General features: G+C 72.0%; 16 protein-coding genes. 11 read left to right on the top strand and 5 right to left on the bottom strand.

What is annotated here, in order from left to right; translation table 11 throughout:
- Positions 1-50 precede the first annotated feature (50 nt).
- Positions 51-1,739, top strand: coding sequence for an alpha/beta hydrolase (locus tag ACIP37_RS25710; protein WP_400809794.1), 1,689 nt, complete (start codon positions 51-53; stop codon positions 1,737-1,739).
- A gap of 29 nt (positions 1,740-1,768) precedes the next feature.
- Positions 1,769-2,356: a hypothetical protein gene (locus ACIP37_RS25705; protein ID WP_400809796.1), complete on the top strand. Its 588-nt coding sequence runs from the start codon at positions 1,769-1,771 to the stop codon at positions 2,354-2,356.
- A gap of 11 nt (positions 2,357-2,367) precedes the next feature.
- On the opposite strand, the gene ACIP37_RS25700 is transcribed toward ACIP37_RS25705, so the two are convergent.
- Entirely contained in the window at positions 2,368-3,300 is a 933-nt protein-coding gene (locus ACIP37_RS25700) for a hypothetical protein (RefSeq protein WP_363629619.1), read from the bottom strand.
- 265 nt (positions 3,301-3,565) lie between these two features.
- On the opposite strand from ACIP37_RS25700, the gene ACIP37_RS25695 reads away from it, so the two are divergent.
- The 3 genes from ACIP37_RS25695 to ACIP37_RS25685 all read left to right on the top strand — a co-directional run bounded on the left by ACIP37_RS25695 (position 3,566) and on the right by ACIP37_RS25685 (position 5,906).
- On the top strand, positions 3,566-4,240 hold the full coding sequence (locus tag ACIP37_RS25695) for a papain-like cysteine protease family protein (RefSeq protein WP_400809798.1): 675 nt from the start codon (positions 3,566-3,568) through the stop codon (positions 4,238-4,240).
- Between the two features lie 8 nt (positions 4,241-4,248).
- Positions 4,249-5,097, top strand: a complete 849-nt coding sequence (locus tag ACIP37_RS25690; protein WP_363585459.1) for a hypothetical protein — start codon at positions 4,249-4,251, stop codon at positions 5,095-5,097.
- A 326-nt stretch (positions 5,098-5,423) separates the two neighbouring features.
- Complete coding sequence (locus ACIP37_RS25685) at positions 5,424-5,906, top strand: hypothetical protein (protein ID WP_400809800.1); 483 nt, start codon at positions 5,424-5,426, stop codon at positions 5,904-5,906.
- Here the strand turns inward: ACIP37_RS25685 and ACIP37_RS25680 are convergent.
- Positions 5,877-6,581 carry a hemolysin III family protein gene (locus tag ACIP37_RS25680; RefSeq protein WP_380345602.1) on the bottom strand — a complete coding sequence of 235 codons (705 nt, stop codon included), beginning with the start codon at positions 6,579-6,581 and terminating at the stop codon, positions 5,877-5,879. The two genes, ACIP37_RS25685 and ACIP37_RS25680, sit on opposite strands and share 30 nt — an antisense overlap.
- A gap of 276 nt (positions 6,582-6,857) precedes the next feature.
- On the opposite strand from ACIP37_RS25680, the gene ACIP37_RS25675 reads away from it, so the two are divergent.
- Positions 6,858-8,684, top strand: a complete 1,827-nt coding sequence (locus tag ACIP37_RS25675; protein WP_363585457.1) for a phosphoenolpyruvate carboxykinase (GTP) — start codon at positions 6,858-6,860, stop codon at positions 8,682-8,684.
- Between the two features lie 232 nt (positions 8,685-8,916).
- Here the strand turns inward: ACIP37_RS25675 and ACIP37_RS25670 are convergent, their stop codons facing one another.
- Together ACIP37_RS25670 and ACIP37_RS25665 are read right to left on the bottom strand one after the other, a co-directional pair.
- On the bottom strand, positions 8,917-10,131 hold the full coding sequence (locus ACIP37_RS25670; protein ID WP_350879977.1) for a pyridoxal phosphate-dependent aminotransferase: 1,215 nt from the start codon (positions 10,129-10,131) through the stop codon (positions 8,917-8,919).
- A 100-nt stretch (positions 10,132-10,231) separates the two neighbouring features.
- On the bottom strand, positions 10,232-10,951 hold the full coding sequence (locus ACIP37_RS25665; protein ID WP_400809802.1) for a hypothetical protein: 720 nt from the start codon (positions 10,949-10,951) through the stop codon (positions 10,232-10,234).
- Positions 10,952-11,050: 99 nt separating this feature from the next.
- Between ACIP37_RS25665 and ACIP37_RS25660 the strand changes: the two genes are divergently transcribed.
- On the top strand, positions 11,051-11,761 hold the full coding sequence (locus ACIP37_RS25660; RefSeq protein ID WP_363585480.1) for a prepilin peptidase: 711 nt from the start codon (positions 11,051-11,053) through the stop codon (positions 11,759-11,761).
- A 205-nt stretch (positions 11,762-11,966) separates the two neighbouring features.
- Here ACIP37_RS25660 and ACIP37_RS25655 read toward each other — a convergent pair whose 3' ends face one another.
- Positions 11,967-13,586, bottom strand: coding sequence for a chitinase (locus tag ACIP37_RS25655; protein ID WP_400809804.1), 1,620 nt, complete (start codon positions 13,584-13,586; stop codon positions 11,967-11,969).
- A gap of 443 nt (positions 13,587-14,029) precedes the next feature.
- Between ACIP37_RS25655 and ACIP37_RS25650 the strand changes: the two genes are divergently transcribed.
- The 4 genes from ACIP37_RS25650 (at position 14,030) to ACIP37_RS25635 (ending at position 19,422) form a co-directional block, all read left to right on the top strand.
- On the top strand, positions 14,030-14,824 hold the full coding sequence (locus ACIP37_RS25650) for an isoprenyl transferase (protein WP_208869076.1): 795 nt from the start codon (positions 14,030-14,032) through the stop codon (positions 14,822-14,824).
- 206 nt (positions 14,825-15,030) lie between these two features.
- Positions 15,031-16,365, top strand: coding sequence for a PhoH family protein (locus ACIP37_RS25645; protein ID WP_063347994.1), 1,335 nt, complete (start codon positions 15,031-15,033; stop codon positions 16,363-16,365).
- A gap of 451 nt (positions 16,366-16,816) precedes the next feature.
- The gene (locus ACIP37_RS25640; RefSeq protein ID WP_400809806.1) at positions 16,817-17,557 is read left to right on the top strand and encodes a transglycosylase SLT domain-containing protein; all 741 of its coding nucleotides are present in this window, start codon (positions 16,817-16,819) and stop codon (positions 17,555-17,557) included.
- Positions 17,558-18,030: 473 nt separating this feature from the next.
- Entirely contained in the window at positions 18,031-19,422 is a 1,392-nt protein-coding gene (locus ACIP37_RS25635) for an AI-2E family transporter (RefSeq protein WP_363585454.1), read from the top strand.
- Position 19,423 lies beyond the last annotated feature (1 nt).

The raw sequence follows: 19,423 nt of genomic DNA, 5'->3' as shown, positions 1-19,423 counted from the left end.
GTATCCCTGAGTGCTCCGGGGGCGCCTATGGGTAACGGGGGGACTGGGGGATGGACCTCGCAAGCCTGAAGAACGCCAAGCCTGCGGACTTGTACGCGGTGGCGGATGCCTACGACGCGTTGTGCAAGGCGTGCGGCCAGCACGCCGCCGACTGGAAGAGCGGCACCGCGGACCGGGTCCACGGGTCCGGGTGGAGCGGACCGGCGGCCGCCGCCGCGATTCCGGTCCTGGACGGCATCACCGACAAGCTGCGTGCGGCGGCGACCGAACTGCACTGCATCGGCGCCGAGGTGCGGGACTGCGCCGACTCCCTCACGCTCGCCCAGGGCAAGCTCCGTAAGGCGCTCGTCGACGCCCAGGCCAAAGGCATGTCGGTCGACGACGGCGGGTCGGTGAGCTGGCCCCCGGCGAGCAGTCCCTTCCAGAGCACGGATTGGGAGGCCAAGCAGAAAGCGGCCGCCGAGGAGATCTCCCAGCGGATCGGCGCGGCGCTGTCGGAGGCCACCCGGGTCGACCAGGGGCTGGCCGAAGAACTCAAGAAGTACACGGGCCACGCCACCGACAAGAGCGGCCTGGACGCCAGGACTGCGAGCGCGGACGTCTACCTGCTGCAGTTCGGCGAGGCGGCCAATCCGCTCTGGAAGCTGAACATGCCGGGCAAGGAAGCCACCCCGACGGACGTCAACGCCTGGTGGAAGGGTCTCGGAGCGGACGGGCAGCAGTGGTTCCTCAGCCACCATCCGGAATCGCTCGGCAACCTCGACGGGGTGCCGGCAGAGGTACGGGACCAGGTGAACCGGGCGCACCTGAAGTTCCTGATGGACGACATCATGAAGAAGCGCACCAACCACGTACCGCTGAACTCCGCAGAGCAGGACCTGTACGACCTCTACGGGCCCATCGTCAACCGGCTTGAGATCGACGGGAAAGACCCGAGCCGCCCCCCGATCTATCTCTTGGGCCTCGGCAACGAGGGCAAGGGCCGGGCGATCCTCTCGTACGGGAACCCGGACACCGCCACCGACATCTCCGCCTACGTGCCGGGAATCACCACCGACACCGGCAGCCTGGGGGTGGGGGGAAACGTTCACGACGGCACCAACGAGGCGGAGAACGCGCTGAGCCTCTACCGCAGCGCGAGCAAGAAGGCCCCGGCCGGCCATTCGGTCGCCTCGATCGTCTGGCTAGGGTATGACCCGCCCGGAGCCGACCTGGGGGCCGCCTCGACCAAGGCGGGCAGGGACGGAGCTCCGGCGTACGCGAAGTTCCTGAGCGGGGTGCGGGTGAACCACGAGGGCGCCCAGCCGCCGCACATCACCGCGGTCGGACACAGTTACGGCTCGTACCTGGTGGGCCAGGCCACCAAGCTCGCGACCCAGCCCGGGTCGCACTACGCGCCCCCGGACGACGTGGTCTTCCTCGGCAGCCCGGGCGTAGGAGTGGACAAGGCCTCCGACCTCAAGCTGCCGCCCGGCCACGTCTGGGTCGGCGCGGCCGACAACGACGTCGTGACGCGCGTTCCGTCCAAGTTCAGCATCGACCCGGACGAACGCTGGTACGGGCGGGACCCGGCGAGCAAGCACTTCGGCGCGAACCGCTTCGCTGTCGACGACTGGAGCAGGGGCAACCCCATCGACGCGCACACCAAGTACCTGACGGGCCGCGGTGGGCCCTCGCTGGACAACGTCGCGGCCATCGTCATCGGCAGCGGGGACGTCGAACGGACGGGCGGGCGATGAAGCGACCGCGCCGGGCGCCCGGGTGTTCAGTGGCGGCGGTAGCCGTGCTGGCGGCCGGGGTGGGGCTGTTCTACAACGGCTACGGGCCGATGGCCATCAAAGACCGGGGAGCCCCCCAGCTGAGCCCGCGCGAGGCGAAGGGGCAACTCGACGAGACCTTGCGGACGGCCATCGGCGCGATAACCCCGTCGGTGGCCTATTTCGGCAGTGGCTACGTCGTGGACCGAGATCCGGAGCACGCGGACGGCGAACCGGCTCTGCTGTCACAGGTCATGCTCTCCGCCAGGCTTCGGACGAAGGTGGCCCCGCCGAAGTTGTCGGTGCTGTTGGACCAGCTGACGCAGCTCTGGGGCGACCGGTGCCGGCGGGAGGATTCCACCGTCGGATACGAGGCGAAGCACTATGTCGAACTGAACTGCCCGGCGCGCGGTGCGGCGGGCTTCAACCTGTTGGCGGTCAACACCCCGAGCGACCTGTACTTCGACGTGTCGATCAGCGCCCAGGTGACCCCGGTCCGCTACCAGCCCGAGAAGGACTACGGCGCCAGCCCCGTCGGCCCTCGCCTGACCGGTCACGAGGGCGCACCCGACGTCGACGACCCGTACTGGTCGCACTGACGCCGCGCCCGTCACTCCCAGTCCCACCTGATTCCCAGCAGGCACGGCCGCAGTGCCGTCGCGACCAGGTGGACGCAGTGGTGGCCGTCCAGGGTCAGTTCCTCCGTCTCGTAGGGGGCTTCGCCCGGGGAGTGGAGGGCGAAGCGGTGGCAGCGGACGGGGAGGGCGGCGGGGTGGAAGGTGATCTGGAGGACGTACTGGCCGGCGCCGGAGTTGAAGCCGCGGACGTATTCGCAGCTGGGGTCGGGGGAGGGGGCGTCGTCGAAGCCGTAGCCGAGGAGGTGGGTGTCGCCGGCGCGTAGGCGGCGGTCGAGGAGGAGTTCGGCGACGAGCAGGTGGTGGGTCTGGTCGCGGCGGATGCGGCCGGGGCGGCAGTTCTCTTCGGCGCGGACGCCGACGCGGGTGATGTCGCTGCCGGGGTCGCCCTGGTAGAGCGCGAGGTAGCGGTCGATGCCGTCGCGGTGGGCGCGGAGGGCGTGTTGGGAGTCGCGACGGGCGAGTTGGCGGTCGGGGCCGAGGCGGATGCGTTCGATGTGGGTGATGGTGTGCAGGCCGGTGTCGCGGGGGCCGGCGATGGTGGCGAGCAGGTCGTCGACGGCGGTGGCGGGGGAGATGAGGTCGCGGTAGGGGCGTACGGGTGGGCCGGCGGGGGTGGTGTCGGCGGCGCGGCGGGGGCCGAGCAGGCGGGTGAGGGAGTGTTCGGGGAGGTCGAGGACGTCTTCGAGGGCGGCGACGGCGCGGAGGGATTCGGGGCGTTCGGGGCGGCGGCGGCCTTGTTGCCAGTAGCTGAGGCTGGTGAGTCCGACGTGGACGCCGCGCAGGGCGAGGTGGCGTCGGATGCGGTGGAGGGCGAGGCCGCGGGTGGCGATGGCGGTGCGCAGGGCGAGGTGGAAGGGGCCGGTGCGGAGGGCGGCGGTGAGGTCGGCCTGGTCGGTGCGGTGGATGACGGCCTCCTGGGGGACGGGCGCGGGCAGACCGTGTTTGACCGTGAATATTCACATCAGGGCGGCGGTTTGTCACCGGTCCTGGCGTGCCACGCGGGGGTTTTCGGGGTGGCGTTCACACCCGTGGCCGGTCGTTCACACCTGAACTGTGATGGTCCTGGGGGCCGTTGACCGGCTTCCGGGGGCGGCGGGATGCTCATGGCGCGATCCGGACCGCGCCCCCACACAGCACCTCGCTCCGCTTGTGCAAGGAGGCATTTCCCCCATGCCAGTTCCACGGATACGGCTGCGCCGCGCGGTCTCGCTGCTCGCCCTCGGCGTGCTGGGCCCGGCGTTGACCGCGGCGGCGGCCACTCCGGCGCTCGCCGCCCCCGCCCAGGATCTCGCTCCCGTCCAGGACCGTGCCCCGGCGCAGGTTCGCCAGGCTGCCGCGCCCGGCAGCACGGCCGATCTGGCCGGCACGTTCAAGAAGCTCAACATCACCATGCAGCAGCAACAGCAGACCAACTGGTGCTGGGCGGCGAGCGGGAACACCATCGCCACCTGGTTCGGCTACAACTACAGCCAGAACCAGTTCTGCAACGCCGCGTTCGGCCGTTCGGCCAACTCCAGCTGCCCCAACAGCCAGGCCTCGCTGGCCGATGTGCAGAACGGGCTGGACTGGGTCGGCATCAACCCGGGTTCGTACGTCACCGGCTACCTGCGCTACAACACCGTGCAGGCCGAGGTGGACGCGAACCGGCCGATCGAGACCCGGATCCAGTGGAGTTCCGGCGGCGGGCACATGCACGTCGTCTACGGCTACGACACCAGCAGCAACTGGGTGTACTGGGGCGACCCGTGGCCGTCCAACTACCGCTACAACTGGGCGGACTACAACTACTACGTGAACAACAACACGTTCTCGTGGACCCACTCCCTGTACCGGATCGGCGCGTGAGGGCGACCATGACTGACCTCGGAAAGGCCCGTCGGGCCGCCGTCACCGCCCTGCTCGCCGCCGGCCTCGGGCTGGCGCTGGCCCCGGCCGCGCACGCGGACGGGCCGGCCGGCGCCCCGGTGCCGGTGCCCGTCGCGGATCTGGCGAAGGCCCGTGGCGTGGTCCAGGACCAGGCCGTCCTCGACAAGGTGGGCCACTTCTTCGCCCGCAAGGGTGTCCCGCCGACCCAGCAGCTGACCATCGGTGCGGCGCAGGAGGCGCAGGCGGCGAGCGCGGCCGCGCCGCGGCTGGCCGGCGACACCGTGCCGGTGTACACCCTGGACGCGGGTTTCGTGGCCGGCGCCCCGGGTGCGCCGGTGGCGACGGCCGAGTTCACCGCGAGCAAGGTGGTCGCGGCGGACGGGCAGACGGCCTCGGTGTGGACGATCCGGCAGGGTGACTCCTGGCGGGTGGTCAACATCGCCTCCGGCGGTGACGAGAGCGACTACGCGGCGAAGGCGGCCGGTGGCGGTGGCGGTACGGCGTTCCGCGAGCCGCAGGTGAACGCCTGGTACGTGCTGCGCGACGGCCGGGTGCTGCCGCTGGACGACGAGGCCCGGCGCTCGGTGGGCGCGGGCGGGGTGTCGCTGGCCGCGTACCAGAAGCTGGTGCACCAGCGGTACGGGGACAAGCTGCCCGGCTCGGCGTACGACCGGGAGGGCAAGGGCGGCGGCTACCAGCTGGCGGCCGACCGGGAACGGGCGGCGGGCGGCGGTTCGGCGCTGCCGGCCGTGACGGCGGCCGCGGCCCTGGGCGTCACCGCGCTCGTGGGCGCGGGTGCGGCCGTGCGGCGCAGGGCGGGTGTCCGACGGGGGTAGGGCCTCTCGGGCGCGACGTGCGCGCCACACGTGGGATGCGGCGGGGTCCGGCTGACACAGCCGGGCCCCGCCGTGCTGCGTGCGGCCCCGGCACGCCAGCCCGTAGTCGAGCGGGCGCGCTGCGTGATGTGTCCTGGAAGTAATGCTTCCGCACAAGGAATTGACGCAACGTTGATCTGTCGTTCGCCGCCCGGGGGCAGCTCCGGGTGACGGACGGTAGATACCATGTGGCAATCGGTCAGTGCTGACTGACGCGTGCCGAGAGCGGAGAAGGGGTGGGGCGGCCGGAGCCGACCACGAGCCCGGCGCCGGGAAAGGGGAGTCGAATGGCCGGCAGGGAGTCGAACGCCCAGGTGTGGGGTGCGGCGGTGGTGGTGGCGTCCGCGCTCGCCGTGGTCGCGGCCTACCTGATCAACGGGGCGATGCTGGTCCTGGTCGTCGCCGGGGTCGAGGTGCTGCTGCTCATGGTCTACGTGGGCCGCCGCTGGCGGGCGCTCCACCGGCCGACCGCCCCGCGGGGGCACCGGCCGTCGGCCGTCACCCCGGACGCCGCGCACTGCGAGCGCTGCCGCCGGGCCCGCGAGGCGCTGGACGCCCGGCAGGCGCGCGGCCGCACCGCCGGGCCTGCGGTGGAGCCGTGGCCGGAGGCCGACGTGGCGGACCACCCGCCGTACCCGCGCCGCCCGCAGGGCCGGGCGCCGTACGAGCGCCCCTGGACGGCGGAGCGGGCGGTCGCCCGGTCCGTGGACCGCGCGGCCGCCCGCCGTGGCGCGCCGGGTTCAGCCGGCCGCGCTGTACGCCACCAGTGAGACCCCGACGTACTGCACGATGAACGCGCCCAGGGTGAAGGCGTGGAACACCTCGTGGAAGCCGAACCAGCGCGGTGACGGATTGGGCCGCTTGAGCCCGTACACCACGCCGCCGATGCTGTAGAGCACCCCGCCGACGATCATCAGCACCAGGACGGCGACGCCGCCGGCGTGCAGGAAGTCCGGCAGGAAGAAGGCGGCGGCCCAGCCGAGCGCGATGTACACCGGTGTGTACAGCCAGCGCGGCGCGCCGACCCAGAACACCCGGAACGCTATTCCGGCCAGCGCGCCGCCCCAGGCCACCCAGAGCAGCACCTGCTGGTCGGCGCCCTTGAGCAGCAGGATCGTGAACGGCGTGTAGGTGCCCGCGATGATCAGGAAGATGTTCGCGTGGTCCAGCCGCCGCAGCACGGCGTCCCCGCGCGGGCCCCAGTCGAAGCGGTGGTAGACCGCGCTGACCCCGAACAACAGCCAGGCGCTGATCGAGTAGATCGCGCAGGCGATCTTGGCGGGGGTGGAGTCGGCCAGGCAGATCAGCACGATCCCGGCGGCGACGGTGGCGGGGAACATCCCGGCGTGCAGCCAGCCGCGCCACTTCGGCTTGCGTCCCGAGGCCTCGTTCTCCGCGCCCTCGTTCTCCGTGCTCTCGACGAGCTCAGCAGTCATGCGCAGCATGCTACCCGCTACCTACGGGGCCGTAGGTTACTGACGCGTAGGAAAGTGGTGATCATCACTCTTGGACGTTTTGGAGTATTCGAGGTGTCCGCGAGGATGTCCAGGCCGGGATGTGGACGACCTATTACTGGCCGGTAATCGTACTTACTGTAGTAAAAGATAAGTCAATTTCGACGCTGTGCCGCAGTTTGGCGTTGGAGCCGGAGCTACGCTGCAAGCACCCTCAGACCCCCGCTACGCCACCTCCTCGCCGAGATGGTGTGAAACGGAGCGATCGTGTCGTACGAGATCTCTGCTCTCAGCGCCTCCGCGCCCACCCGCCACCAGCGCCTGCTCGCGTGGGTGAACGAGATCGCCGAGCTCACCCAGCCGGACCGCGTCGAGTGGTGCGACGGCTCCGACGAGGAGTACCAGCGCCTCGCGGACCTGCTGGTGGCTCAGGGCACCTTCAAGAAGCTCAACGAGGAAAAGCGCCCCAACTCCTACTACGCCGCCTCGGACCCGACGGACGTGGCGCGCGTGGAGGACCGCACCTACATCTGCTCCGAGCAGGAGAAGGACGCCGGTCCGACCAACAACTGGAAGGCCCCGGCCGAGATGCGGGAGGTCTTCCAGGGCGAGAAGGGACTGTTCCGCGGCGCGATGAAGGGCCGCACGATGTACGTCGTGCCCTTCTCGATGGGCCCGGTCGGTTCCCCGCTGGCCGCGTACGGCGTCGAGATCACCGACTCCGCCTACGTCGCCGTGTCGATGCGCGTGATGACCCGCATGGGCAAGGCGGTGCTGGACCAGCTCGGCGAGGACGGCGACTTCGTCAAGGCCGTGCACACCGTCGGCGCCCCGCTGGCCGAGGGCCAGGCGGACGTGCCGTGGCCGTGCAACAGCACCAAGTACATCTCGCACTTCCCGGAGACCCGGGAGATCTGGTCCTTCGGCTCCGGCTACGGCGGCAACGCCCTGCTCGGCAAGAAGTGCTACGCGCTGCGCATCGCCTCGACCATGGCCCGTGACGAGGGCTGGCTGGCCGAGCACATGCTGATCCTGAAGCTCACCCCGCCGTCCGGCGAGGTCAAGTACGTCGCCGCCGCCTTCCCGTCGGCCTGCGGCAAGACCAACCTGGCCATGCTCCAGCCGACCGTCCCGGGCTGGAAGGTCGAGACGATCGGCGACGACATCGCCTGGATGCGCTTCGGCGCCGACGGCCAGCTCTACGCGATCAACCCCGAGGCCGGTTTCTTCGGTGTCGCCCCCGGCACCGGCGTGGACACCAACGCCAACGCCATCGACACCCTGTGGGGCAACACGGTCTTCACCAACGTCGCGCTGACCGACGACGGCGACGTGTGGTGGGAGGGCCTGACCGAGGAGCCCCCGGCGCACCTCACCGACTGGCGCGGCAACGACTGGACCCCCGAGTCCGGCACCCCGGCCGCCCACCCGAACGCCCGCTTCGCCGTCCCGGCCGCGCAGTGCCCGACCATCGCCCCCGAGTGGGAGGACCAGTCGGGCGTGCCGATCTCGGCGATCCTGTTCGGCGGCCGCCGCGCCACCGCCGTCCCGCTGGTGACCGAGTCCTTCACCTGGCAGCACGGCGTCTTCCTCGGCGCCAACATCGCGTCCGAGAAGACCGCCGCCGCCGAGGGCACCGTCGGCGAGCTGCGCCGCGACCCGTTCGCGATGCTGCCGTTCTGCGGCTACAACATGGGCGACTACTTCGCCCACTGGCTGAAGGTCGGCGCCCAGGCGGACGCCGCGAAGCTGCCGAAGATCTACTACGTCAACTGGTTCCGCAAGAACGCCGAGGGCGCGTTCGTCTGGCCGGGCTACGGCGAGAACAGCCGCGTCCTCAAGTGGATCGTCGAGCGCCTGGAGGGCACCGGCGAGGGCGTCGAGACCCCGATCGGCGTGCTGCCGACCGTCGACGGCTTCGACCTCGGCGACCTGAAGCTGTCCCAGGAGGATCTCGACCTGCTCTTCACCGTGGACGCCGACATCTGGCGCCAGGAGGCCGCGCTGGTGCCGGCCCACCTGGAGCTGTTCGGCGACCACACCCCGAAGGAGCTGTGGGACGAGTACCGGAGCCTCGTCGCGCGCCTCGGCTGAGCCTGAGCCTCAGCAGAGCGAGAGGCGGTCGCGCGGCACGAACCGCGCGCCCGTCGAGTGACAGGACGGCCGGAGTTCCCCCGGGCGGTCTTTCCCCGACCAAGGAGACCGCCCGGGCCGGGACTCCGGCCGTAGTGCTTTCCCCGGGTGCCGGGTGCCGGGTGCCGGGTGCCAGGTGTCGGGTGTCGGGTGTCGGGCGCGGGGGCCACGGCTGGGTGCGGCCGTTCCGGGGCTACGGCTGGGTGTAGCCGCTCAGGAAGTCGCCGATCCTGGTCACCGCGTCGGTGATCTCCTCCGCCCGGGGCAGCGTGACCAGCCGGAAGTGGTCCGGCTCGGGCCAGTTGAAGCCGGTGCCCTGGACCAGCAGGATGCGCTGGGAGCGCAGCAGGTCCAGCACCATCTGGGCGTCGTCCTTGATCTTGTAGACCTTCGGATCCAGCCGCGGGAACGCGTACAGCGCGCCCTTGGGCTTGACGCAGCTGACCCCCGGGATCTCGTTGAGCAGCCGGTACGCCGCGTCGCGCGAGGCGAGCAGCCGCCCGCCGGGCAGCACCAGGTCGCGGATCGACTGCCGGCCGCCGAGCGCGGCGGCCACCGCGTGCTGGGCGGGCATGTTGGCGCACAGCCGCATCGAGGCCAGCACGGCCAGGCCCTCGATATAGCTGTGGGCCCGCTGCCGGTCGCCGGAGAGCACCATCCAGCCGGAGCGGAAACCCGCGACCCGGTACGCCTTGGACAGGCCGTTGAAGGTGACGCAGAAGAGGTCGGGCGCCAGGGTGGCCAGCGGGACGTGCTCGGCGTCGTCGTAGAGGATCTTGTCGTAGATCTCGTCCGCGTAGACCACCAGCCGGTGCCGGCGGGCGATCTCGACGATGCCCTCCAGCACCTCGCGCGGGTAGACCGCGCCGGTCGGGTTGTTCGGGTTGATCACCACGATGGCCCGGGTCCGGTCGGTGACCTTGGCCTCGATGTCGGCGAGGTCCGGGTACCACTCGGCCTGCTCGTCGCAGCGGTAGTGCACCGCGGTGCCGCCGGCCAGCGAGACCGAGGCGGTCCACAGCGGGTAGTCGGGCGCCGGGACGAGCACCTCGTCGCCGTCGTCCAGCAGCGCGGTCATGGCCAGCTGGATCAGCTCGGAGACGCCGTTGCCGAGGAAGACGTCCTCGACGCTCAGCCCGTGCAGGCCGCGGTCCTCGTAGTGCATGACCACCGCGCGGCGGGCGGCGAGCAGGCCCTTGGAGTCGCCGTACCCGTGCGCGGTCGAGAGGTTGCGCAGGATGTCCTGGAGGATCTCCGGCGGCGCCTCGAAGCCGAAGACGGCGGGGTTGCCGGTGTTGAGCTTGAGGATGCGGTGGCCCTGTTCCTCCAGCCGCATCGCCTCGTCGAGTACCGGGCCGCGGATGTCGTAGCAGACATTGGCGAGCTTGCTGGACTGGATGACCTGCATGCCTGCCTACTTTAGGGGCACCTCCGGGCACTTCGGTGCGCGTCCCGGGACGCGCACCGAACCGCCCGGAGCGGCCTCCTTGGATCGGCAGGCGGGGGTGTCAGCCGACCTTCCAAACCAGGGGCGCGGTGTCCAGGATGTTCCCGTACGTGAGGAAGCTGGGCGGGGTCTCGTTCGGGACGAGATAGACGGCACACAGCTTGACGGACTGCCCGTCCGCGAGCGTGACCAGCGACCGGGTGTCGCACTGCGGGATCGCCTTCTGCAGGGTCGCGGCCGGCAGCGCGCCCGCCGAGTGGTCCTTGGGCTTCACCCAGACCCGCATCATGTAGGCGTCCTCGGCCAGCGGGGCGCCGGTGCGGTTGGTGAAGGAGACGGTGACGTAGTACGGCGTCTTGCCGCCGGTGCTCGTCGACGGGAGGTTGAGCGGGGCGATCTCCGCGGCGGTGCCCTTGACGATCGAGACCGCGGCGGCGTCCACCACCGAGCTCTTGCCGACGTAGCGGCCGGCGCTGCCGAGCGGCAGCGGGCGGTCGTAGCTGACCTGGGCGACGTTGTTGCCGCCGGCGGTGACGGACGGCTGCGGTCCGGCCGGGGCGGTCGGGGTGGCCGGGGCGGTCGAGGCCGCGGAGCCGGTCGGGGAGCCGGTCGGGGTGCCGGGAGCCGTGGAGGCCCCGGCGGTGCCGGTGGGCGGCGCGGCCGGGGCGCTCGGGACGGCCGCCGGGTCGGCGTTGTCCGGCCCGCAGGCCGACAGCGCCAGGACGAGCGCCGCCGCCGGCAGGCCGGCCGCGATTCTCCGGATGGACTGGGTCTTCGTCATGGTCGTTCCCCCGTTGGATGATGTGGTCGGTGCGCCCCGCCCGGTTCCCGGGTGCCGCACGGGCGTGCAGGCGTTGATCGAAAAGGGGGTGCGCCGGTGATGCTAGCCGCAGTCGGCGCGGTGCTGGCCGCATTTCTGGTGGCTCCGCTGCTGCGCGGGCTGGTCGCCCGGTTCGCCGTGCCGGAGGGCGAACCCTGGTGCGGTGCCTGCCCGTTGTGCGGGCGCGAGGTGCGACTGCTGCCGCCCACCGGACGCTGTCCGGGCTGCCGGGAGCGGTTGGGCGCGGGCGCCTGGTCGGTGGAGCTGGTGGCGGCCGTGGTCGCCGCCGGGCTGGCGTACGCGGCGGACGGGCCGTCGGCCGCGGCGCTGGGCTGGGCGGCCGGGCTCGGCGTGGTGCTCGGCTTCGTCGACGCCCGGGTGCGCCGGCTGCCGTACCGGCTGACCCTGCCGCTGGTCGGCGGGGTGGCCCCCCTGCTGGCGGTGGCGGCGCTGGCCGCGGGGCGCCCGGGGGTGCTGCTGCGCTGCCTGCTGGTGGCCCTCGCGGTCGGGGCCCTGCTCGAACTGGCGGTCTGGATCGGCGCGTTGGGCCCGGGTGACTCGCCGCTGGGGTTCGCCCTGGGCGGGCTGCTCGGCTGGTACGGCTGGCCGGTGGCGGTCGCCGGGTTGTTCGCCGCGGTGGTGCTCGCCGGGCTCTGGGCGATCCTGCGGGCCGCCGTCGCGCTGGCCCGCCGGCGCCCGGTGCGCGGGCTCGACGTCCCGGTCGGACCGTTCCTGCTGCTCGGCGCGCTGCTGGCGGTGCTGGCCCGGTAGCCCCCGGGCCCGGGAGGCCGGACTTCCCGTGCCACCGCGACGCCACAGGTGGTGCCTGGGCCCGGGGGCCGGACCGGACCTGGCGCTACCGGGCCCGGACGCGGGAGGGCCCGCCGTACCGGGTCGGGTACGGCGGGCCCCGCCGCCGGCGCGCAGGCCCCACCCTCAAGGAGCGGCGCGCCGGTGGGGGATTGGCGGTGGGGGGTTACGGCATCTTGTGGACGAACGGGCCGACCGCGTTGGAGAACGCGTTGCCGTTGTTGGCGTCCCAGTTGGTGGACCAGGTCATCGCACCGCGGATGGTCGGCCACTTGGCCGGCGGGACGAAGCTGCCGCAGTTGTTGCCGGTGGCCAGGCAGTCCAGCGCGTTGTTCACCACGGTCGGCGAGACGTAGCCGCCGCCGGCCGCCTTGGCGGAGGCGGGGACGCCGATGCCGACCTGGTCGGGCCGCAGGCCGCCCTGGATGTGGGTGCAGACCTGCGAGGTGATGAAGTCGATGGTGCCCTGGTTGTAGACCTTGCCGTCGCAGCCGTTCATGCCGCCCGAGTTGTAGAACTGGGTGTTGACGACGGTGAGGATGTCCTTGGTGTTCAGCGCCAGCTGGAAGTAGGCGCCGGCGGTGCTGTACATCCCGATCGTCTCGGGCGCCATGGTCAGGATGAAGCCGGGGCCGACCTTGGCCTGGAGGGTGTGCAGCGCGTTGCCGAGCGGGCCGGCCTGGACGCCGTTCTCCAGGTCGACGTCGATGCCGTCGAAGCCGTAGTCCTTGATGATCGCGTAGGCGCTGTTGGCGAAGTTGTTGCCGGCGGTGGCGTCGCCGACGGTGATCGCGCCGTTCTGGCCGCCGATGGAGAGGACGACCTTCTTGCCGGCCGCCTGCTTGGCCTTGATGTCGGCGCGGAACTGTGCGTCGCTGTAGCCGCCGAGGGCCTTGGACAGGCCGGGGTCGAGGGTGAAGCTGATCGCGCCGGTCTGGGTGGGCACGGCGTCGGCGAAGGACACCGCGATGATGTCGTAGGCGCTCTGCACGTCGCCGAGGCGCTGCGGGGTCGAGCCGTTGTCGAAGTTCTGCCAGTAGCCGGTGACCGCGTGCGCGGGCAGGCCGGTGACCGGCGGGGTGGTGGCGGTCGCGGTGGCCGTGGGGGTCGGCGTCGCGGTCGCGGTCGCGGTGGCGGTCGGGGTCGGGGTCGCGGTGGCCGTCGGCGTGCCGGTCGCGGTGGGGGAGGAGGTCGCGGTGGCCGTGGCGGTCGGTGACGGGGTGGCGGTGGCGGTCGGGCTCGGGGTGGAGGGGCCGCCGGGGCCGATCAGGCTCACGTCGTCGGCGAGGTAGGCGCTCTGGCCGTACCAGCCGTGCAGGTAGACGGTGACGCTGGTGGCGTTCGCGCCGGTGGTGAAGGTGGAGGACAGCTGGTTCCAGCTGTTCTGGTTCGACCAGCTGGACGGGTCGGTGCCGCCGGTGCCGCGCGCGCCGAGGTAGACGTACGGGCCCTGGACCCAGGCGCTCAGCGTGTAGCTGGTGTTGGGCAGCACGCTGATGGTCTGGGTGCACTCGGCGGTGTCGCCGGCGCCCGGGGTGGCCTGTAGCGCGCCGGTGCCGGAGTGGGCCGGGGAGGAGACGGTGGTCGCCGCGCCGGCGCAGTTCCAGCCGCCCAGCCCGCTGTCGAAGCCGCCGTTGGTGACCAGGTTGCCGACGGCCGCGCTGGCGCCGCCGGCGAAGAGGGCCAGGCCGCCGCCGGCCAGGGCGAGGGCGGTGGCGCCGGCCGCGACGGCCGGGAGGGGGCTGCGCCGGCGCTTGTGCGCGGGCTGGTTCAGCGTACGGGCCATGGGGTGACGCTCCTGGGGAGGGAGCGGCCGCCGCGGTGGGGGGCGCGGCGGCCGCGTGTGGGGGAGGGGAGGTCCGTCGTGGTGCGTGGGGTCGTCGTACCTGGGGGTGGGCGACCGCGGCGGTGCATGGTGGTGCACGGTGGTGCGTGGGGGTGGGGCGGGGCCGTGGGGTTCGTTCCGCCTTGGATCAAAAGCTGGACTAGACCATTGCCGGTCGTCAAGCATTGGACAGTCGGCTTACGGATTCCTTAAGGATTCGGAGACCGTTCCGTGTCCGCCGTCGGAGCCGTCGGGCAAGGCCCGCGACACGCCCGCCGGGGCGGACTCCGTACAGGACCGTGACCAGACCGCTACCTGCGGCTTTACCGTGTGCCTGCCCGCCGGAGTAGGCTGCGCCGGGGCGTTGACGCACCAGCTGAACGAGCACGGAGGGGCCGGGAATCATGGGTCTGCGCGATGTCGCCGAACGGACGCCGGGTCTGCGTACCCTGCTGGGCGGGATGTACGGGCTCTACGGCCGCCGGGTCGAGGTCCACCTCGCCCGCACCCCGCACCACATCGGCGTGATCCTGGACGGCAACCGCCGCTGGGCGAAGGCCGCCGGGGGCACCACCGTGTACGGCCACCAGCGCGGCGCCGACAAGATCAGCGAGTTCCTCGGCTGGTGCGACGAGACCCACGTCAAGGTCGTCACCCTCTGGATGCTCTCCACCGACAACCTCGACCGCCCCGCCGACGAGCTGGTCCCGCTGCTGGGCATCATCGAGGACGCCGTCACCGGGCTGGCCGCCGCCCGCCGCTGGAAGGTCCACCCGGTCGGCGCACTGGACCTGCTCCCGCAGCACACCGCCGACGTGCTCAAGCGGGCCGCCGAGGAGACCGCCGACATCGACGGCATCACGGTCAACGTCGCGGTCGGCTACGGGGGCCGGCACGAGATCGCCGACGCCGTCCGCTCGCTGCTCCAGGAGCACGCCGGGCGCGGCACCTCGATCGAGGAACTGGCCGAGATCCTCGACGTCGAGCACATCGCCGAGCACCTCTACACCCGCAACCAGCCCGACCCGGACCTGATCATCCGCACCTCGGGCGAGCAGCGCCTGTCCGGTTTCCTGCTCTGGCAGAGCGCGCACAGCGAGTTCTACTTCTGCGAGGCGTACTGGCCGGCCTTCCGCAAGGTCGACTTCCTGCGGGCGCTGCGGGCGTTCGAGCAGCGCAACCGGCGACTGGGCCTCTGAACGGGTGAAGTGACCGCCGTAGGGCTGGCCTACCCGGAGCCCTCGTGAGGCCAAACGTTCACCGGCAATGATCCGTCAGTTCGCCGGGGGCGCGAATGCACCGCCCCTCGCCTGGGAATACTCCAGGCAGTCCGGTCCCGAGGCCACCGGGGCAGCGGGGGCCGGCTTGCCGCGGATGACGCAGGGTCATCCGCTCTGGAGGCCTAGTGGTCAGTTCCAAGAGCCGCCGGACGCCAGACCGGCGCACGTACGTTCTCGACACCAGCGTGCTCCTGGCGGACCCGCTCGCCATGACCCGCTTCGAGGAGCACGAGGTCGTCCTGCCGGTGGTGGTCGTCACCGAGCTGGAGGCCAAGCGGCACCACCCGGAGCTGGGCTACTTCGCCCGCCAGGCGCTGCGACTGCTCGACGACTACCGCATCCGCCACGGCCGGCTCGACGAGCCGATCCCGGTCGGCGAGCTCGGCGGCACCATCAGGGTCGAGCTCAACCACTCCGACCTGTCGATACTGCCGGCCGGCTACCGGGTCGGCGGCGGCGAGGCGGACTCGCGGATCCTCGCGGTCGCCCGCAACCTCCAGGCCGAGGGGTACGACGTCACGGTCGTCTCCAAGGACCTGCCGCTGCGGATCAAGGCCAGCTCGGTGGGCCTGCTCGCCGAGGAGTACCGGGCCGAGCTCGCCATCACCTCCGGCTGGACGGGGATGTCCGAGCTGCACGTCCCGGCGGAGCAGGTGGACGCGCTGTTCGCGGCCGGCCACGACGCCGCGGTGGACGTCGAGGGGGCGGACGAGCTGCCGGTGCACACCGGGCTGGTGCTCACCTCGGAGCGCGGCCGGGCGCTCGGCCGGGTGACCGGCGACGGCCGGGTCCGGCTGGTGCGCGGCGAGCGCGAGGCGTTCGGACTGCGCGGGCGCAGCGCCGAGCAGCGGGTGGCGCTGGACCTGCTGCTCGATCCGGACGTCGGCATCGTCTCGATGGGCGGCCGGGCGGGCACCGGCAAGTCCGCGCTGGCGCTGTGCGCGGGGCTGGAGGCGGTGCTGGAGCGGGGGCAGCACCGCAAGGTGATGGTCTTCCGGCCGCTGTACGCGGTCGGCGGGCAGGAGCTCGGCTACCTGCCGGGCTCCGAGACGGAGAAGATGAGCCCCTGGGCGCAGGCGGTCTTCGACACCCTCTCCGCCGTCACCACCCCGGACGTGATCGAGGAGGTGATCTCCCGGGGGATGCTGGAGGTGCTGCCGCTGACCCACATCCGGGGCCGCTCGCTGCACGACGCCTTCGTGATCGTGGACGAGGCCCAGTCGCTGGAGCGGAACGTCCTGCTGACGGTGCTGTCCCGGATCGGCCAGGGTTCGCGGGTGGTGCTCACCCACGACGTGGCGCAGCGCGACAACCTCCGGGTGGGCCGGTACGACGGCGTGGTGGCGGTGGTGGAGAAGCTGAAGGGGCATCCGCTCTTCGCGCACATCACGCTCACCCGCTCGGAGCGTTCGCCGATCGCGGCGCTGGTCACGGAGATGCTGGAGGACATCCACCCGTGATTCGTCCCTGACCAGGACATAGTCGGACAATACGGTTAACTCTTGGTGCGGGGCCCGCTCCTGACGGGGCGGGCCCTCACCCCTTTCATCACATCGAGTGCTTTCCGCCCGGGGAACTCCCGTGCGGTGAATGTGACGTGCGCCACGCGAACGGGAATTGCGTCGACAGCGTCCGGTGCGGCATGGTGAGGGTTCTGTCAGGCCCCGCGTACGGCGTGGCAGGGCTTCCGGACTCCACGAGTCCGGGCCCGGATGGTCCACCAACTCCGGTCGGTGGACGCACAATTGAAGACCGATGAGCCGTACGCCGCCCGATTCCAACGCCCGGTCGCCTCACCTCGGCCGGACGCCGGGCCAGCACCTCCCGTGACCAGAGCACCTGCGGAGGTCAGTGCCAAGGGGCATGTTGCGCCCGCACGGTCACGCGTGGGCGATGCTGGAAGGAATCCATGTGACTCGGATCTCGGTCCGGGGAGTCGCTGTGGCCTCCGCCACCGCCGTCACCGCTGTCGGTGCCGTCGTGGGTGTGGCCTCGGGCAGCGAGGGCAAGACGACGCAGACGGTCGACGTCGCGGGCGCGACCCTGCTTGCCGAAGTCCCCTCTGGCGCCCAGGCGCAGACCATCAGTGACAACATCGGCCAGCAGGCATCCGCCCAGCAGGCCTCCGCCGACGCCGCGGCCAAGGCCGCCGCCGAGCAGAAGGCCGCCGAGGAGGCCGCGCGCCAGAAGGCCGCCGCGGACGCCCAGGCGAAGGCCGATGCCCAGGCCAAGGCCGACGCGGACAAGGCTGCCAAGGCCGCCGAGGACAAGCGCAAGGCCGACGAGGCCGCTGCCAACCGTTCCAAGGCGCGTTCGGCGATGGCCGCCACCGACAACAGCGCCCCGCCGGTCTCGGCCAGCCCCGGATCCGTCCAGGACATCGCCCGGCAGGTCGTCGGTGACGACGCCCAGTTCCAGTGCTTCAGCCAGATCGTGAAGCGCGAGAGCGGCTGGGACTACACCGCGACCAACCGGAGTTCCGGCGCGTACGGTCTGGTCCAGGCGCTGCCCGGCACCAAGATGGCCTCGGCCGGTGCCGACTGGCGCACCAACCCGGCCACCCAGATCAAGTGGGGTCTGGGCTACATGAACAGCCGCTACGGCAGCCCCTGTGGCGCCTGGTCGTTCTGGCAGTCCCACAACTGGTACTAGGAGCCGCCACCGCCCGGCGGTGGACTCTCCCGTACGGCCCCCGGCCGCTCGTCCCGCCCGACGAGCGACCGGGGGCCGTCGCGTTCCCGCCCACCGGGGGCCGGGTCGGGCCGCGCCGCCCGGGCTGCGCTGACCAGTGCGCCTGCGGGCGGTGCGGACCCGGTGCGGACGCGGGGCGCGGGAAGGGGTCCTGGTCGCTTCCCGCACCGGCCGGTCCGCCGGCAGTTGGTCCGTGGTCCGAGGCCTCGCTCTCCCCGGGGGCCTCGTTTCGACTCCTCCCCAGCGATCCCGGTCCGAAACCATCTGAAACCTGACGGTTTGCCCCGGTTTGATGGCGAGGTTGTTCGAGCCGAACCCGGCGGGGGCCGGACTCGCCGGGCCGCCGCCGGGTAGCGTCATCCCTGACGGCCGTGGCGGGACCCACGGCGTACCGCCGGGCACGGCGGCTCAGCAGGGGAGCGGTGGTAGCGAGGATGGCGCGGGGCGGAAAGGCCTTCAAGGCCGTGGCCAAGGGCATGGCCGTGGTGGCGAGCGCGGCCGCCGTGATCGAACGGCGCCGGCGTGCCGCGATGGCGGCCGACCCGCACGAGCTCGCCGTCCCCGCACTGGCCGAGGCGCCCGATCCGGTGCCGGCCCCGCGGGTCGAACCCGCCGCGGTACCGGCCGCCGCCCCGGCGGCCCCCGCGCCGGCCGCACCGCCCGGCCTGGCGCGGGAGTACCACCCCGGCCGGCCGGCCACCCCGGCCGAGGCCGTGCCCTGGGGGCTGCGGGTGGCCGCCGAGTCGACCTGGCGGCTGCTGCTGCTCGGCGGCGCGCTCTACGTCGTCTTCTACATCGTCGACATGCTGCGGCTGGTCGCCTTCGCGGTGCTGGCCTCGCTGCTGATCTCCGCGCTGCTGGAGCCGACGGTCTCCTGGCTGCGCCGGCACGGGGTGCCGCGCTCGCTGGCGGCGGGCGGGGTGTTCCTGAGCGGTCTGGCCGGAATCGGGCTGGTCGGCTGGTTCGTGGTCTGGCAGGTGTCCACCAACCTGTCGACGGTCACCAGCAAGGTGAAGGACGGCGTCGACCAACTGCGGGACTGGCTGAGCACCGGGCCGCTGCACCTGACCCAGCAGCAGATCAACGACTACGCCGACCAGATCGGCAAGGCGATCACCACCAACACCGACCAGATCACCTCGGCCAGCCTGACCGGCGCGCAGATCGCCGTCGAGGTGCTGACCGCCGTGGCGCTGGCCTTCTTCACCACCTTCTTCTTCCTCTACGACGGCGCGCGGATCTGGAACTGGGCGTTGCGCGGACTGCCCCGGCACTCCCGCTTCGCCATGGCCGGAGCCGGCCCGAAGGCCTGGGCGACGCTCACCGCGTACGTGCGCGGCACCGTCTGCGTGGCCTTCATCGACGCGGTCTGCATCGGCATCGGCATCGACCTGCTGGGCGTGCCGATGGCGATGCCGCTGGCCGTGATCATCTTCCTGGGCGCCTTCGTCCCGCTGGTCGGCGCACTCGTCACCGGCACGGTCGCGATGCTGATCGCCCTGGTCACCGAGGGGCCGTGGACGGCGCTGATGGTGCTGATCGTGCTGGTCGCGGTGATGCAGATCGAGAGCCACATCCTGCAGCCGCTGATCCTCGGCCGGGCCGTCCGGGTGCACCCGCTGGGCGTCGTCCTCGGCGTCGCGGCCGGCGGCATCATCGGCGGCATCGGCGGTGCGGTGGTGGCCGTCCCGCTGATCGCCGTCACCAACACCGTGATCACCCACCTGCGCCGCCGCAACGAGGCCGGCCAGGCCGTCTTCACCGCCATGGAGGCCGCCCGCGAGGCCGCGGGCCGGACCTCCGCCGCCCCGGCCGGGGACGGCTGAG

Source organism: Kitasatospora sp. NPDC088861, from assembly GCF_044750105.1.
Lineage (GTDB): Bacteria > Actinomycetota > Actinomycetes > Streptomycetales > Streptomycetaceae > Kitasatospora.
Note: the sequence above shows the minus strand (reverse complement) of the source record. Positions and strands in the feature narration are given on the sequence as shown.

Excerpts from the sequence above, each read along its gene's own strand:
- ACIP37_RS25680 (WP_380345602.1), bottom strand. The coding sequence starts at position 6,581 with ATGCTGCGCATGACTGCTGAGCTCGTCGAGAGCACGGAGAACGAGGGC.
- ACIP37_RS25695 (WP_400809798.1), top strand. The coding sequence starts at position 3,566 with ATGCCAGTTCCACGGATACGGCTGCGCCGCGCGGTCTCGCTGCTCGCC.
- ACIP37_RS25710 (WP_400809794.1), top strand. The coding sequence starts at position 51 with ATGGACCTCGCAAGCCTGAAGAACGCCAAGCCTGCGGACTTGTACGCG.
- ACIP37_RS25655 (WP_400809804.1), bottom strand. The coding sequence starts at position 13,586 with ATGGCCCGTACGCTGAACCAGCCCGCGCACAAGCGCCGGCGCAGCCCC.
- ACIP37_RS25650 (WP_208869076.1), top strand. The coding sequence starts at position 14,030 with ATGGGTCTGCGCGATGTCGCCGAACGGACGCCGGGTCTGCGTACCCTG.
- ACIP37_RS25665 (WP_400809802.1), bottom strand. The coding sequence starts at position 10,951 with ATGACGAAGACCCAGTCCATCCGGAGAATCGCGGCCGGCCTGCCGGCG.
- ACIP37_RS25670 (WP_350879977.1), bottom strand. The coding sequence starts at position 10,131 with ATGCAGGTCATCCAGTCCAGCAAGCTCGCCAATGTCTGCTACGACATC.
- ACIP37_RS25660 (WP_363585480.1), top strand. The coding sequence starts at position 11,051 with ATGCTAGCCGCAGTCGGCGCGGTGCTGGCCGCATTTCTGGTGGCTCCG.
- ACIP37_RS25635 (WP_363585454.1), top strand. The coding sequence starts at position 18,031 with ATGGCGCGGGGCGGAAAGGCCTTCAAGGCCGTGGCCAAGGGCATGGCC.
- ACIP37_RS25690 (WP_363585459.1), top strand. The coding sequence starts at position 4,249 with ATGACTGACCTCGGAAAGGCCCGTCGGGCCGCCGTCACCGCCCTGCTC.
- ACIP37_RS25685 (WP_400809800.1), top strand. The coding sequence starts at position 5,424 with ATGGCCGGCAGGGAGTCGAACGCCCAGGTGTGGGGTGCGGCGGTGGTG.